Annotated in this window: 12 protein-coding genes and 1 tRNA gene; 7 read left to right on the top strand and 6 right to left on the bottom strand. The window is 74.4% G+C overall.

Annotated elements, in window-relative coordinates; genetic code table 11:
- The first annotated feature begins 67 nt into the window (after positions 1-67).
- The 3 genes from gltX (at position 68) to Q9R28_RS04420 (ending at position 2643) form a co-directional block, all read left to right on the top strand.
- Complete coding sequence (gene gltX, locus Q9R28_RS04430; protein ID WP_251155140.1) at positions 68-1555, top strand: glutamate--tRNA ligase; 1488 nt, start codon at positions 68-70, stop codon at positions 1553-1555.
- A 10-nt stretch (positions 1556-1565) separates the two neighbouring features.
- Complete coding sequence (locus Q9R28_RS04425) at positions 1566-2525, top strand: NAD(P)/FAD-dependent oxidoreductase (protein ID WP_311205545.1); 960 nt, start codon at positions 1566-1568, stop codon at positions 2523-2525.
- Positions 2526-2571: 46 nt separating this feature from the next.
- Positions 2572-2643 (top strand) — tRNA-Gln (locus Q9R28_RS04420).
- 230 nt (positions 2644-2873) lie between these two features.
- On the opposite strand, the gene Q9R28_RS04415 is transcribed toward Q9R28_RS04420, so the two are convergent.
- On the bottom strand, positions 2874-3752 hold the full coding sequence (locus tag Q9R28_RS04415; RefSeq protein WP_311205544.1) for a glycoside hydrolase family 16 protein: 879 nt from the start codon (positions 3750-3752) through the stop codon (positions 2874-2876).
- A complete protein-coding gene (locus tag Q9R28_RS04410) occupies positions 3742-5961 on the bottom strand; it encodes a hypothetical protein (RefSeq protein ID WP_311205543.1) in 2220 nt (739 codons plus the stop codon). Before Q9R28_RS04410 ends, Q9R28_RS04415 begins: the two co-directional genes overlap by 11 nt.
- A 229-nt stretch (positions 5962-6190) precedes the next feature.
- On the opposite strand from Q9R28_RS04410, the gene Q9R28_RS04405 reads away from it, so the two are divergent.
- From Q9R28_RS04405 to Q9R28_RS04395, 3 genes are all read left to right on the top strand, one after another.
- Complete coding sequence (locus tag Q9R28_RS04405; protein WP_066654894.1) at positions 6191-7531, top strand: glycosyltransferase family 2 protein; 1341 nt, start codon at positions 6191-6193, stop codon at positions 7529-7531.
- Between the two features lie 487 nt (positions 7532-8018).
- The gene (locus Q9R28_RS04400) at positions 8019-8846 is read left to right on the top strand and encodes a glycosyltransferase family 2 protein (protein WP_066654892.1); all 828 of its coding nucleotides are present in this window, start codon (positions 8019-8021) and stop codon (positions 8844-8846) included.
- Positions 8843-9802, top strand: coding sequence for a glycosyltransferase family 2 protein (locus Q9R28_RS04395; protein ID WP_311205542.1), 960 nt, complete (start codon positions 8843-8845; stop codon positions 9800-9802). Before Q9R28_RS04400 ends, Q9R28_RS04395 begins: the two co-directional genes overlap by 4 nt.
- 92 nt (positions 9803-9894) lie before the next feature.
- On the opposite strand, the gene Q9R28_RS04390 is transcribed toward Q9R28_RS04395, so the two are convergent.
- The 4 genes from Q9R28_RS04390 to Q9R28_RS04375 form a co-directional block, all read right to left on the bottom strand.
- Positions 9895-11448: an oligosaccharide flippase family protein gene (locus tag Q9R28_RS04390; protein ID WP_311205541.1), complete on the bottom strand. Its 1554-nt coding sequence runs from the start codon at positions 11446-11448 to the stop codon at positions 9895-9897.
- Positions 11445-12350 carry a beta-1,6-N-acetylglucosaminyltransferase gene (locus Q9R28_RS04385; RefSeq protein WP_066654888.1) on the bottom strand — a complete coding sequence of 302 codons (906 nt, stop codon included), beginning with the start codon at positions 12348-12350 and terminating at the stop codon, positions 11445-11447. Before Q9R28_RS04385 ends, Q9R28_RS04390 begins: the two co-directional genes overlap by 4 nt.
- 102 nt (positions 12351-12452) lie before the next feature.
- A complete protein-coding gene (locus Q9R28_RS04380; RefSeq protein WP_066654886.1) occupies positions 12453-12656 on the bottom strand; it encodes a hypothetical protein in 204 nt (67 codons plus the stop codon).
- A 74-nt stretch (positions 12657-12730) separates the two neighbouring features.
- Positions 12731-14077: a glycosyltransferase gene (locus Q9R28_RS04375; RefSeq protein ID WP_311205540.1), complete on the bottom strand. Its 1347-nt coding sequence runs from the start codon at positions 14075-14077 to the stop codon at positions 12731-12733.
- A 102-nt stretch (positions 14078-14179) separates the two neighbouring features.
- Between Q9R28_RS04375 and Q9R28_RS04370 the strand changes: the two genes are divergently transcribed.
- Positions 14180-14812, top strand: a complete 633-nt coding sequence (locus Q9R28_RS04370; protein WP_066654883.1) for an MBL fold metallo-hydrolase — start codon at positions 14180-14182, stop codon at positions 14810-14812.
- Positions 14813-14896: the final 84 nt, after the last annotated feature.

The raw sequence follows: 14896 nt of genomic DNA, 5'->3' as shown, positions 1-14896 counted from the left end.
ACCGGGCCGACCCGCACACCGCCACCGCAGGTCGGGTAGCCTGGCGCGCCGGTAGGATCGTGTGGTCATGACTGCACCGTTCACCACTGCCACCGGCTCCGACGTCCGAGTCCGTTTCTGCCCGAGCCCGACCGGGACCCCGCACGTGGGGCTCATCCGGACGGCCCTGTTCAACTGGGCCTACGCGCGCCACACCGGCGGCAAGCTCGTGTTCCGCATCGAGGACACCGACGCCGCTCGGGACAGCGAGGAGTCCTACGAGCAGATCCTCGACGCGCTCCGGTGGCTCCGGCTCGACTGGGACGAGGGCGTCGAGGTGGGCGGTCCGCACGGTCCGTACCGCCAGTCCGAACGCTCGGACGTGTACGAGGACGTCATCGCGAAGCTGCGTGCGTCCGGCCACGTCTACGAGTCGTACGTGACACCGGAGGAGATGGAGGCCCGGAACACGGCCGCCGGTCGCGACCCGAAGCAGGGGTACGACAACCACGAGCGCGACCTGACCGAGGCCGAGCGCCAGGCGTTCCGCGACGAGGGGCGGCAGCCGGCGCTGCGGCTGCGTGTGCCCGACCGCGACCTCAGCTTCGACGACCTGGTGCGCGGCGAGATCACCTTCAAGCAGGGCACCTTCCCGGACTTCGTGGTGGTCCGCCCCAACGGCAAGCCGCTGTACACGTTCACGAACCCGGTCGACGACGCCCTGATGGGGATCACCCACGTGCTGCGCGGTGAGGACCTGCTGTCGTCGACCCCGCGGCAGATCGCGCTGTACGAGGCGCTCGTCGAGGTCGGCATCACCGACGTCGTCCCCCGCTTCGGACACCTCCCGTACGTCATGGGGGAGGGCAACAAGAAGCTCTCGAAGCGCGACCCCGAGTCGAACCTGTTCCACCACCGTGCCGCCGGCATGGTGCCGGAGGGGCTCCTCAACTACCTCGCGCTGCTCGGCTGGTCGATCGGCCCGGACCGCGACGTCTTCTCGTCGGACGAGATGGTCGCCGCGTTCGACGTCGTCGACGTGAACCCGAACCCCGCCCGCTTCGACCACAAGAAGGCCGAGGCGATCAACGGTGACCACATCCGTCTGCTCGACGCCGACGACTTCCGCGGACGCCTGCTGCCGTACCTGACGGACTTCGTGTCGGTGCCGCCGACCGCCGAGCAGGAGCGGGTGCTCGCGGCGGCGGCCCCGCTGGTCCAGGAGCGCATGCAGCTCCTCGGCGAGGCTCCGGCGATGCTCGGCTTCCTGTTCACGACCGACGACGAGCTCGTGGTCGAGGACGACGCCCGCGCCACGCTGAAGGACGACGCCGGGGACGTGCTCCACGCCGGGGTCACCGCGCTCGAGGGCGTCGAGGACTGGACGACCGGGTCGATCGAGGCAGCCCTGCGGTCGTCCCTCATCGACGGCATGGGCCTCAAGCCGCGCGTGGCGTTCGGACCGCTCCGCGTCGCCGTGTCCGGGCGCCGGATCAGCCCGCCGCTGTTCGAGTCCATGGAGATCCTCGGCAAGGAGTCCACACTCACCCGTCTCCGCCGACTCGCGGACCGCTGACACCGTCGTGGTGACGACTCCGGGTGCGCGGGACGGCGACGGCCTGTCCGTCGACGTCGCGGTCATCGGTGCCGGTCCGGCCGGGCTGAGCGCTGCGCTCAACCTGGTCCGCGCCCGGCGGACGGTGCTGCTCGTCGACGCGAACCGACCGCGCAACGCTGCCACACTCCGTTCGCACGGCTTCGTCACGCGCGACGGGATCTCGCCGCTCGAGCTCCGGAAGCTCGGCCGGGTCGAGGTCGAGTCCTACCCGGAGGCGACCGTCGTGCAGTCGGTCGTCGACCGTGTGGCCCGCGACGGTGACGGCTGGTCGGTGCACGGTTCCTCCCGCGGGGCCGAGCTGCGGGCCCGCGCGAGGGCCGTCGTGGTCGCGACGGGGCTCCGGGAGGAGTTCCCGGCACTGCCGTCCCTGCGAGCCCTCTACGGCACGTCGGTGCACAGCTGCGTCGAGTGCGACGGGTACGAGCACGCAGGGCAGCCCCTCGCGTTCCTGTGCGAGACGTCCGACGTGGTGGACCGCGCGTTGCTCGTCGGTTCGTGGACCGACGACCTGGTGGTCTACACGAACGGTGCCGCGGTGCTGGACGATGCCGGCCGTGCGCGACTGTCGGCGGCGGGCGTGACGGTCGACGAACGGCCCGTGGCCGACCTCGAGGGCGGTCGGGACGGCCTCACCGGTGTCCGCCTGGCGGACGGCGACGTGCGGCCGCACACCGGAGCGTTCGTGCGACCCCTGTGGCACGCCGACCTCGACTGGCTCGACGCGCCGGCGGACCGGGACGCCGAAGGGCTCCTCCGCGTGGACCGCGTCGGTCGGACCCGGGTGCCCGGGCTGTACGCCGTCGGCGACGTCACCCCGCCGGGTCCCGAGCAGCTCGTCGTGGCAGCCGGTCACGGGGCGTCGACGGCAGCCGCGGTGCACCGGGACCTGGTGGGTGGTCTCGAGGACCTCCGGGATGCTGTACAGTAGTTGATCGTGCCCCGGACAACGGGGAACGGAAGGCCAGCAGGCCTTTTGGGGTATGGTGTAATTGGCAACACAGCGGTTTCTGGTACCGTCGTTCTTGGTTCGAGTCCAGGTACCCCAGCTCGAAGGAAAAGCCCCCGGGAGATCCCGGGGGCTTTTCCCGTTCCCGGGCGCCTCGTACGAGGAGACACGCCCGGATCGACACGGAACGCCCGAATCAACACCGGGCGCGCGAACGGACGCGGAACGCCCGGAACGACACCGGACGCCGGCACCGAGGAGCGCCGGTGTCCCGGAGGTGTCGACGGTCGGTCCGTCGTGGTCGGCGTCCGGGCAGGAGCCCGCTCGGCGTCAGTCGGCCGCGCGGTACGCCACGACCCAGTCGACGAGCACGTGCCCGTCGGACCCCGCCGGCACGCGGGCGTCGCCGATCGCGGTCTCGGCCTGCAGGGTGACGCGCATCGGCACCCTCGGCACGGCGCCCGTCGTCGAGGCGACCAGTGCACCGTCCCACCAGAAGCGCACGACGTCGGCGGTCCACTCGACGGTGGCGACGTGCCAGTCCTCCTGGCCGCCCGGCACCGTCGGAGCGTCCTCCGGCAGGAACCGCATGGTGCGGTCCGCGGCGTCGAAGCTGCCCGGCACCGCCGACACCGGACGGACGTCGCCGCCCAGGTCGCCCTCCGGCCAGTCGATCTCGCCCTCGTTCCAGTCGCCCGACAGCGGCCAGAGGAGCATCACGAACTTGTAGCCGGGGGCATCACCGGCCCGGTAGCGGATCGAGACGCGCTGGTGCGTGTACGACCGGTAGCCCGCGGGCAGCACGGCCGCGACGAGTGGCTGACCGTCCTCGGTCCGCAGGTGGAAGTCGAGCGTCGAGTCGTGGACCGAGACGACCTCGTCCGGGTGGTAGATCCCCTTGCCCGAGGTGTCGCGGAACCCGCGGTACTCGGCCATCGCCGGGTAGACCGCGAGCAGGTCGCCGTGGGCGGCGTCGCGGTCGAAGTCCTCGGCGAGGTACGGGACCCAGCGGACCCCGCCCGACTCGACCGTCCCCGAGGGCATCTCCGCGGGCACGGCACGGTCGGCCCGGCGGATCGCCGTCGGCAGGACGACGGCCACGGTGCCGGTCAGCGCCGCGGCGCCGACGAGTCCCGCGACGACCGCACCGCGGCGCAGCACGTCGCGCCGTGTGGGGCCCCGTTCGGGCGTCGCGGGCTCACGCCGCACGGGCGACCTCGTAGATCCGGACACCGTCGCGGTCGTAGCGCAGCGTCCCGCGATCCGCTGCCGAACGTTCGAGGGCGTCGACCTCCGCGCCCGTCGCGGTGCCGCGGGCGACCACGTCCGCGCGCTCGGCGTCGGAGAACACCAGCCACGCGTCCCCGCCGTGCGCCCGGTCCGCGAGCGACTCGTCGAGGTCGGCCGGCGTGATGCCGTCCGGGTACCACTGCGTGAGGTCGCCCAGCGACTGCACCTGGCCCCAGCGCTGCAGGTACGCGGGGTACCCGGCGCCGATGACGGCAGGGAAGCCGCCGACGGTCGTCAGGGTGTCGTCCGCCGTGAAGCGGCCGTCCAGCCACCGCGCCGCCAGGACCTCGCCGGCCGGCGTCCGGTTCGCCTGCTCGGCTTGGAACGTCGTCGCGACGAAGAGCAGCGTCGTGACGCCGACCAGTGCGCCGGTGAGCAGGAGACGGAGCCGACGCCCGTGCAGCGCGTGGACGGCGGCGATCGCCAGGAAGGGCGCCGAGAAGAGCACGACGCGGAACCTGCCCTCACCCCCGTAGCTCTGCCCGAGGACGAGCACGACCGGGCACGCGGCGAGCCAGAGCACGAGCAGTGCCCGGTGGCCGTGACCGGCACGCACCGTCCGCACGATGCCGACCAGGGCGACGACCGCGACCAGGGCGGTGAGGGCGAGCACCCCGCGGCTCTGCAGGGTGGTCGCGAGCGACGGGATCGCGATCGACGTCGAGGCGGCCGTGGCGTTGCTCACCGGGTCGAACCCGGTGGTCAGGCCGAACTTCTCCTGCACGTAGTCGAGGTTCGGCAGGAGGTACAGCAGCGGTGCGGCGACGACGGGCAGCGCGGTCCACCAGGGTCGGACGACCCCGATCACGACGAGCGGGACGAACGCGGCGACGAGCACGTAGGGCGTGAGCTGGTGCGACGCCGTGATCACCGCCTGGAGGAGCACGACCAGGACCACCGCGGTGACGGTCGCGGTGCGGGTGGCGGCGGTACCGGGGTCGACGGCCGCGGCGGTCCCACCGGTCGGCACGATCGGTGCCCGGCGGGCCCGGAGCAGCCGGGAGACGACACCGACGATCCCGCGCCCGAGCGCGTTCGGGGTGCTGCGCAGCGTGGTGAGCACGACGAGCACGACGGCGAGGAAGAGCGCGAAGGCGAACGCCTGCGGTGAGTAGTAGTCCTGACCGACCCAGTTCGCGGCGCTGAAGACCACGGCGGCCGTGACCGCCCAGCGGCCCCGGAGCCCGAGCGCCCGGGCGATCCCCAGGACGAGCGCACCGTCGAGCAGGGCGAACGCGACCTCCACGAAGCGGACCGGCGCTGCGGCGTCCGTGGTCCCCGTGACGGAACCGAGGAAGGCGCTCACCGCGAAGAAGCCCGGCCAGCGGTTGTAGATGTCGATCGCCGGGTCGACCGAGCCGTGCTGCTGGATGTACGCGGTGACGGCGATGTGCTTGAAGACCCAGGGCGGTCGGGGCTCGGCAGCCGCGAGGTTCGCCGTGCCGTACACGACCACGACGAGCACGGCGGCGGTGGCGGTGCCGAGCGCGGCCGGGAACCGACGGTCGACCAGCGCGACGACGGTCACCGCGAGGACCGCACCGGCACCGACCCACCACACCGGGGGGACGGCGGTGAGCAGGCCCCACTCGCCGAGCGCCCCTCTGGTGGTCTGCGCCGTGCCGACGACCCAGAGCGCGACCCCCGTGACGAGCACGCCGCCGCCGACCGCGAGCCGGACGACCGTACCGTCGCGGCGTGCTGCCCAGGCGGAGCGGACGGCGTGCTGCACCGACGCCCGGTCGGACGACCGGGCCGTGACGACCCCGTGCGCCAGCGCCGCCCAGCCGCTGACGACGAGGACGAGGCCCGCCGCCGGGACGGGGGCCCAGCGCTGGGTCCAGACCATGGCGAGGGCGACGACGGTGTCGACCGCGGCACCGGCGACGAGGACGAGCGCCGCCCGGCTCACCGGCTCGGTCAGGCGGAGGGGCCGGACGACGGCCGTCCCGGGCACGACGAGGAGCGCCGTCAGGACCACGGCGGTCTGCACCGGACCGGTCGTCCCGGTGAGCAGCACCGCCGTCGCCGCGAACGCCAGCACCGCGGCAGCGACCGCCGGCAGCGGGGACCGGTGCACCCGGTGCGCCCGGCGGAGTTCCACCCGCGTGGGCGCCGTCGCGGTCACGGGGTGACCACCGCGGTGGTGAGGGGCATCGGGCGTTCCTTCGGTTCGGGTGCCGGCTGTCGAGGCAAGTCGACCATCGTCGACCGCCACCGACGAGGGTGCCGACGGTGTTGTGCGGGTGCCCTGCGGCATTGCGGCATCACGCACGGTCGCGTCCGCTCCTGCGGGGGAACCGCAGGCTCCCCGCGGCCGCGTTGACGCCACCGCCGGGGCCGACGACGGTGGTCCCATGACCTCCACGCCGCCGCGACCGTCGTCGTCCCGCCTCGTGCTCGAGCGCACGATGGCGAGCCCCGAGCCGCCCACCTGGCCGGGTGCGGTCTGGGTCGGCGCCGTCGACGCGCACGAGGTCCCCGACGGCGACGTCGCGATCCCGCTGGCGGACGCCGCCGGCCACCGGACGGCGCGGCTCCTCGTCCGTGCGGGCACGTCGCCCCGGGGCTTCGTCGACCTGCCCGTCACCGACGGGGCGGTCGACGCCTCCGAGCTCCGCGCGGCCGTCGACGCGCTGCCCCCGGCCGAGCACCCGCCCGTGCCGGTGCGGCTCCCGAGCACGACCGTCGTGCTCTGCACCCGCGACCGCGCCGACCAGCTCGCCGACGCCCTGCGGTCGGTCCTCGCGCTCGACCACCCCGACCTGGAGGTCGTCGTGGTCGACAACGCGCCGTCCGACGACGCCACCCGTCGACTCGTCACCGCGCCCGGCACCGACCCGCGCATCCGGTACGTGCTCGAGCCGACGCCCGGGCTGTCCAGCGCCCGGAACGCCGGTGTCCGCGCCGCCCGCGGCGAGGTCGTCGCGTTCACCGACGACGACGTGGTGGTCGACCGCGGGTGGCTCCGTGCCCTCGCGTCCGGCTTCGCCCGCGGGGAGGACGTCGTGTGCGTCAGCGGGCTCGTGGCGAGCGGCGAGCTCCGCACGCCGGCCCAGCGCTGGTTCGACGAACGGGTGACCTGGTCGCGGAACCTCACCCCGCGGGTGTTCCGGCTCACCGCCCCGCCGGCGGACCGGCCGCTCTTCCCGTTCTCGGTGGGCGACTACGGCACCGGGGCGAACTTCGCGATGCGCCGTGACGCGGTGCTCGCGCTCGGGGGCTTCGACGAGGCGCTCGGCGTCGGCACCGCCACGGGCGGCGGCGAGGACATCGACGTCTTCGCCCGCGTGGTGCTCTCCGGCGCGGCCCTCGCGGTCGAGCCCTCCGCCCTGGTCTGGCACCGGCACCGCGCCGACGTCGCCGCACTCCGCACCCAGGCGGTCGGGTACGGCACCGGGCTCGGGGCGTGGCTGACGAAGACCGCCCTCCGGCCACGGACGCTCGGGATGGCGCTGGTCCGCGCGCCCGGCGCGGTCCGGCACCTGCTCGCCGGGGCGGCAGTCCCCGCGGCGGACGTCGCCGGTGGGCCGGCGCGCTCCGACACCGTCCCCGCAGCGGGTGACAGCGCCTTCGACCGCGAGGTCGCCGCGGTGCGCGGCGTCGAGCTCCGCGCCGTGCTGCGGGGTGTCGGTCGCTACGCGCGGTCCCGTCACACGGTGCGCGCCCGCTCGGCTGCCGCCCGCCGGACCTCCTGATCCGGCACGCGGTCCGACCGCGTGCCGACCGGGAGGCGCGCCGTGCGCCCGCACCGCGGGCTGCGGCCCGGCCCGGTACCGGATCGCAGCGACCGTCGCGCGGCCGCACCCCGCGCCGCGACGCGACGACGTGCGGGACGTCGGACGAACGGTCCACCCGTCCCGCCCCTCCCGGTCGCCACGTGGCGCGTCGGGCGGTGCGTCGGAGCGTCAGCACGTGCCTCCCGGCCGCCGTGCCCGCACGATCCGCGCCCGCTTGCGGGATTCCGTACGCGCGGTCGCGGCTGCCGCAACGCACCCCGCGCCGCGTTGACCGGTGACCACGGCGCGGACGAAGGTGGGACCGCCGCGGGAACGGCGTACCTCCGTCTCCGCGGTGAGAGCACCCCACCCGCCCCACGGACCATCCCCACACGTCCCACCGGCGCCCACCCAGCGCCGGACCGACGGGACACGACCCACGCAGCCTGAACCCGACAGGAGCACCATGAGCACCACCGTCCGACCCCGAGACCCCCGTGTCTCGGTCGTCATCCCCGCACGCAACGAGGCGCGCAACCTCGAGATCATCCTGCCGATGCTGCCGCCCGTGCACGAGGTGATCCTCGTCGACGGGAACTCGGTCGACGACACCGTCGCGACCGCGCGGCGCCTGATGCCGTCGATCACGGTCGTGCAGCAGACCCGGAAGGGCAAGGGCAACGCACTGGCCTGCGGCTTCGAGGCGGTCACCGGCGACGTCGTCGTCATGTTCGACGCGGACTGCTCCGCGGACGCCGCCGAGATCCCGCGCTTCGTCGACGCCCTCGTCGCCGGTGCCGACGTCGCCAAGGGGTCCCGGTACGCGCCCGGCGGCGGCAGCGACGACATCACGGTGATCCGGGGCCTCGGCAACAAGGGGCTCAACATCATCTCGAACCTGCTGCTCGGTGCGCGGTACACGGACCTCTGCTACGGCTACAACGCGTTCTGGGCGGACACGCTGCCGACGGTCGGTCTGCTGTCCTCGACGCTCCCGCAGCCCGCCGACGGATCGATGCGGTGGGGTGACGGCTTCGAGATCGAGACGATCCTGACCTGCCGGTGGTCCGCCGCCGGCTTCGCGATCACCGAGGTCCCGAGCCACGAGAAGCTCCGCGTGCACGGCACGAGCAACCTCAACGCCGTGAGCGACGGCATCCGCGTCCTCACCTCGATCATGCACGAGCGTCGTCGCGCCGGCGAGGTCGCCGCCCGCGCCCGTCTCGCGCCGACGCCGGTGCGCGCCCGCGCCGTTGCGGAGCCGGTGGCCGTCCTCGACGAGGAAGCCGCGTGAGCCTGCCCACGGTCGCGGTCGTCATCTGCGCCTACACCCAGCAGCGCTGGGGCGACCTGCAGGCAGCCGTGGAGTCGGCGAAGCGGCAGCCCGAGGCCACCGAGGTCGTCGTCGTGATCGACCACGAGCCCGAGCTGCTGCTCCGCGCCGCGGCCAGGTGGCCCGAGCTGCGGGTCGTCCCGAACGCCGAGGAGCGCGGCCTGTCCGGCGCCCGGAACACGGGCGTGGCACTCGCCGCGTCCGACGTCGTGGCCTTCCTCGACGACGACGCCGCGGCCGACCCGGACTGGCTGATGCACCTCGTCGAGTCCCTCGAGCTGCCCGACGTCGTCGGGGCCGGCGGCCGCGCGACCCCGTCGTGGCCGGACACCACCGGCGCCGGACCGTTCCCGGACGAGCTGCTCTGGATCGTCGGCTGCAGCTACACCGGGCTGCCGACCGAGGCCGGCGACGTCCGGAACGTGATCGGTTCGAGCATGGCGTTCCGGCGGGACGTCCTGCTCGCCGCGGGCGGGTTCCGGTCCGGCATCGGTCGGGTCGGCAACCAGCCGCTGGGCTGCGAGGAGACCGAGCTCTGCATCCGGATCGCCCAGATGCGCCCGACGGCCCGGATCCGCTACGAGCCGCGGTCGAACGTCTCGCACCGCGTGTCGGCCGACCGGGTGTCGATGCGGTACGTCCGTCGTCGCAGTTACTACGAGGGGATCTCGAAGGCCGTCCTGAGCCGACGGGTCGGTGCGCGGGACTCGCTCTCGAGCGAGGGCACCTACCTGACCCGGGTGCTGCCGGGGGCGCTCCTGCGCGAGCTCGGGACGGTCGGCCGTGGTGGTGGTGTCCGTGCGCTCGCGATCGTGACGAGCGTCGTCGCCACGGTGACCGGGTACGCGGTCGGGCGGACGTTCGGCGCCGTCGTGGTGCGGGCGACGGCGCCGGCTCCGGAGCCCGTCGCGGTCTGACCCCGGCAGATGCAAGGCCCCCGGTACCCCGAGTGGGTACCGGGGGCCTCGCGCGTGCTGCCCGGGCGGGCGTCGGTGCGCGAGGGTGCAGGTCAGCGCGAGCCGCCGCGGGCCGCCCGGAGCCGCTGCAGGAACCAGGGCAGGCAGGCGACGACGCCGACGATGCGCACGACGTCCCAGACGGTGTCCTGCGGGGCGAGCAGGGAGGCCGCAGCCAGGAGCACGGCCGGCACCACGACGAGGGGGACCCGGCGGGCGGGTCCACGCCACAGCCTCCGGTCCCGCAGCGCGGCCTGCTGCAGCACGGCGAGCAGCGCGTACGACAGCACCGTGGACAGCGCGGCGCCGGCGATGCCGAGCGGTGGGACGAGCAGCAGGTTCGCGCCGACGTTCACGGCGGCGGCGGTGGCGGCGATCACCCCGACGGCGACACCGCGGCGCTCCACGACGAGCAGTCGTCCGGTGGCGCCGCTCGCGACGACCGGGAAGGCCGTCAGGGCGACGACGAACACCACGACCGACAGCTCCTCGACCCGGTACGAGGGCGGTGCCAGCACCGGGAGCGCGACCGGCGACACGAGGGTCACGGCGAGGAGCACCGGCGCGAGGAGCAGGTACAGCTCGTCACGCGCGTGCATCGCGAGGCGCCGTCGTGCGGCGGCGTCGCGGAGCGCGGCGAAGTGCGGCGCCCACGCGCTGTTCGTGAAGGTCAGGAGCAGGACGACCGCCGAACCGACGACGTAGGCGATCTGGTAGCGGGCCACCTCGTCGGGTCCGAGGAGGCGCTGCACGACGATGCGGTCCCCGGCGTTCAGGACGAAGTAGGACAGGTTGCCCAGCGCGATCGGCACGCCGAGCCGGAAGGCGCGTGCCGTCGTCGCGTGGTCGACCAGCCCCCGCAGGCGCGGGCGGACGGCGACGACGCCGATCACCATCGCCACGCCCTGCGCGACCACGCCGCCCCAGGCGTAGGTGGTCGCGTCGGCGTGCACGAGCACGAGGAGGCCGAGGCCGATGACCGAGCCGCCCACCGACGACAGCAGGCTGGTGACCGCGAAGACGCGGATCCGGTCCTGCGCCACGAGGAGCGCCAGCGACGTCTGCACGACCGCCGCGGGCAGCGTCCAGAGCACCGCGACCAGGAGGAGCGGGTGCTCGCCGACGAAGCCGGCCGCGTCACCCCACGCTGGCAGCGACCCCAGCGCCGCGAGCGTGACGAGGCTCGCGAGGACCGCACCGACCGGGACGAGCCCGCGGGCCCGACGGTCGTCGCCGTCCTCGGCGCGTTGCAGCACCGCCGCCTGGTCGAGTCCGGCCACGGCGAGGACGCCGAGCGCCTGGAAGAGCGCGATGGCGGACGCGAGCACGCCGAACTCCGACGGCGGCAGCAGGTGCGCGAGGACGGGGGAGACGAGTGAGCTGACGACCAGCTGCATGGACCAGACGACCACGTAGAGCATGCCCCGGCCGAAGAGCGCCGAGGCACCCGTGCGGACGGCGGTGCTGCCGGTGTCGGTGCTGCCGGCGTCCGTGCCGGCGGTGCTGCCGGGGCTGCTCGTGGTGTCGCGGGCACGGGCGACGTGCCGCCCGGCGCGCCGCACCGTCGTCGTCCGCGTCGCACTCCCGGTGTCGGACGGGACGCTCACGGCGCGGTGGCCCCGGCGGGACGGTGCGCCCGCAGGCCGACGGCCGCGTCGACGAGGTCGAGCAGGTCGGCGCTGCGGCTCGTGGAGAACTTCCGCGCGAACAGGTACGGCGGCTGGTCGTCCGGACCGGTCCAGTGCTCCAGCAGGCGTCCGGCGTCCGGCGTCCCGAGCCACGGCGGGCTCTTCATCCGGGTACCGTCCCACCCGATGTACCAGAGCGGGTGCTCGAGGTGCTCGTCGGCGAACCCCGGGACGAGTGCGGGGGAGTTCAGGATCGAGGCCACGAGCGACTCGTCGGCGATCCACACGCGGCGCCAGAAGCGCACGAGGTCCGGGCGGGCGTCCACGACGTCGACCACGGCCTGCGCGTGCTCGCGACTGATCAGCTTCACCTGGGACCCACCGGTCAGGACGACCCCACGCGGCAGCCGACGCGGCACCGGCAGCCGCAGCATGTGCTTGCGCCACGCCCAGTGGCGGTAGCGGAACCGCGACCAGCCCCCGCCGCGCCAGTCCGGGTGCGGGAGCGGGTGGGTGACGAGGAACGAACGACCGGGGTGGCGCCCGAGCACCGCGCGCACCTCGTCGGCGGTGGCGAGCGGGTAGTCGCTGCCCGTCAGGACGGCGATGTGGCTCGCATCCGTCCCGGCGAGCGCGGCGCGGTACCCGGCGAGCTCCGCTGCTGCGTTCTCCCACCGCGCCCATCCGGTGCGCCGGCGGTCGAGCAGGTGGACGCGCGGCGGGAGCCCGTCGGTCATCGCGTCGTGCGCGGCGTCCGGAGTGCGGACGTCGCAGTGCAGGAAGACGGGGAAGGGGTCCAGCGCCTCGAGGAGTCGGCGGACCTGGGTCGGGTCCTCGTGTGCGAGGACGACGCAGGCGAGCTCCGCGGTGGGGGTGGGCATGCGAGCGACGCTAACTCCGGCCCCGGAGCCCGACAAGGAACCGCCGGGGCGGCTGCGGGGATGCAGCGGTTTCCCGCACGCGGTACCGCTCGAGCGCGGCGGTCAGCCCCGGCGACGGAAGCGCGGGCAGTCGCAGAGCGCGCAGTCCGAGCCGCGTCGGTAGTGCTCGTGCGCCTCCCGCTGGTGGCCGCACGCGCACGTGGCGGCGTCCGTCGCGCTCGGCGCGACGAGGTGCAGCACCGGCGCTGGACCCGTGGCGTCGTCCGCCGGGACGTCACGGCGCTCGGTGTCGGTACCCAGCAGCATGCGCCCTCCTCGCGCCCGACGCAGTCGTCGGACGTGACCGATCCTACGGTCACGCGTGGCGCTGCGCCTCCGGGTCACCCGGCGAGGGGACGTCCCGCCCTGACGGCGCGCCAGCGTCGACGACTGCGGAGCCATGCGGACGGTCCCGCGGGGAACCCCCGGAGCTCGTGGTACGCCAGCGACCGCGGCACCGGTGTGCTCGCCGGAGCCGGGAGGGTCGGGTCCGCGGCCCGTCGGTGGTCGGCGCCACGGCCGCGGAACAGGGCCGCGGCCGCGACCCGGGCCTTCGCCGTCGCCGCGAGGGGGACGAGCCGAGCGAGGACGGCGACGTGTCGTCGGTCCCGGGCCACGAGTGCGCAGAGCAGGGCGGCGAACCCGACGCCGTTGCCGTGCAGCTGCGCGTGCAGCTCCGCGACGGTCCGGCGGTGCCGGTGGTGCACGACGGCGCGGGGTTCGAAGCCGATGCGTCCGCCGCGCCAGAGGGTCTCGACGAACATCGCCAGGTCCTCGCCGCCGCGTGCGGGGGACCCGGCGCCGAGGGTCGGGTCGAACCCACCGACCGACTCGAGCAGTGTCCGGCGGAACGCCATGTTCGCGCCGGCGCCGTACGCACCGATGCCGTACACCCGGAACCGTCGCCGGACCGAGCCGTCCGGTCGCACCGCGGCCACGCGGGCGAAGCGCATCGCGCCGGGCACGTCCTCGGGGACGATGGTCACCGGCTCGAAGGAGCGCTCGCCGCTGAAGCCGCCGTAGTACGCCTCGTACCAGACCTGCGCGGGCGTCGCGAGCTCGGTCGGCAGGACCACACCGACGACGGCGTCGAGCTCCGGCTCACGGACGAAGCGCTCGCCGAGGGCACGGAGCCAGCGCGGGTCGACCTGCACGTCGTCGTCGGTGAACGCCACGACCTCGCCCCGTGCCGCAGCGATCCCCGCGTTCCGCCCGGCGGACAGCCCGGGGCGCCGTTCCTCGACGAGTCGGACACGGCGTCCCGCGAGCAGGGCCGGCAGCGGGTCGTCCTCCGGGACCCGGACACGGTTGTCGACCACGATGACCTCGTGCTCCGGGTGGTCGTGGCGTTCGAGGGCGTCGAGCAACCGACCGAGGCCCTCGACGCGGTCGACCACAGTGGACACGACGACGGAGACCGACGGCAGGTCGTCGTCGTGCACGGGGGCCGGCGCGGTCGGGGTGGTCACGGACGACGATGCGGCGAGCGCCCGCAGCACCCGCGCGGCGTCGGACGGGTCGGCCGTGAGCGTCAGCCCGGCCGTGCAGACGGGGTACCCGTCGCGGCGTCCGACGACGAGGGCCTCCGTACCGGTCCCGTCGGCGACGAGCTCCGGCAGCGCGGCATCGAGGTCGACGTGCACGACGCGCCGGGGTCCGGGCAGGGCGACGGCGGTGGTGGTGGCCATGTCCCGGACGCTACGGGCACGCATCGACCTCCGACAACGGCGTGCCAGGACCGTGGCGGGACCCGTGCGGAACCCCGCAGCCACGCGCGTAGGGTCGCCCGCATGGAGGTCACCAAGCTCGAGCACGCGTGCCAGGTCGTCACGAAGGACGGGGCACGGCTCGTCCTGGACCCCGGCGGGTTCACCCGCCCGGTCGACGTGACCGGGGTCGTGGCCGTCGTCGTGACGCACGAGCACCCGGACCACGGCACCCCCGAGCAGCTGCACGGGATCCTCGACCGGAACCCGGACGCGGTGGTCCTCGGGCCGTCGGGCGTGGCCGCGGCGCTCGCCGACGCGGGCATCACGGTCGAGGTGGTCGGCGACGGTGACCACCGCGAGGTCGGCCCCTTCACGCTCGACCTGCACGGCGCCCGGCACCAGCGCATCCACTCCTCGGTGCCCCTCGTCGACAACACCGGGGTGCTGGTGGACGGTCGTCTCTTCCACCCCGGGGACGCGTACACGGTGCCCGGCGTCCCCGTCGAGGTCCTCGCTGCTCCGGTCGGCGCACCGTGGCTCAAGGTCGAGGAGATGATGGACTGGATCGCCGCGGTCGGTCCGCGGCGCGCCTACCCGGTGCACGAGGCGACGCTGTCCGAGATCGGCTTCGCCATGCACACCGACCGGCAGCGCGAGGCGCTCGGGGACGGGGAACTCGTCGTGCTCCGGCCCGGCGAGTCGCTCACGATCTGAGACACTGCGGATCCGCCCGGAGGCGCGGCACACCCGGGCGACACGCCCCGTTTTGGCAGCGTGCGCGCGTTGTGCCATACTTAT

This window comes from Curtobacterium sp. BRD11, from assembly GCF_031844345.1.
Taxonomy (GTDB): domain Bacteria; phylum Actinomycetota; class Actinomycetes; order Actinomycetales; family Microbacteriaceae; genus Curtobacterium.
The sequence above is the reverse complement of the archived record's forward strand: the minus strand, read 5'-3'. Positions and strand labels throughout refer to the sequence as shown.

Coding starts and splice junctions, on each gene's coding strand:
- Q9R28_RS04375 (WP_311205540.1), bottom strand. CDS start 14,077: ATGGCCACCACCACCGCCGTCGCCCTGCCCGGACCCCGGCGCGTCGTG.
- gltX (WP_251155140.1), top strand. CDS start 68: ATGACTGCACCGTTCACCACTGCCACCGGCTCCGACGTCCGAGTCCGT.
- Q9R28_RS04370 (WP_066654883.1), top strand. CDS start 14,180: ATGGAGGTCACCAAGCTCGAGCACGCGTGCCAGGTCGTCACGAAGGAC.
- Q9R28_RS04400 (WP_066654892.1), top strand. CDS start 8,019: ATGAGCACCACCGTCCGACCCCGAGACCCCCGTGTCTCGGTCGTCATC.
- Q9R28_RS04405 (WP_066654894.1), top strand. CDS start 6,191: ATGACCTCCACGCCGCCGCGACCGTCGTCGTCCCGCCTCGTGCTCGAG.
- Q9R28_RS04380 (WP_066654886.1), bottom strand. CDS start 12,656: ATGCTGCTGGGTACCGACACCGAGCGCCGTGACGTCCCGGCGGACGAC.
- Q9R28_RS04385 (WP_066654888.1), bottom strand. CDS start 12,350: ATGCCCACCCCCACCGCGGAGCTCGCCTGCGTCGTCCTCGCACACGAG.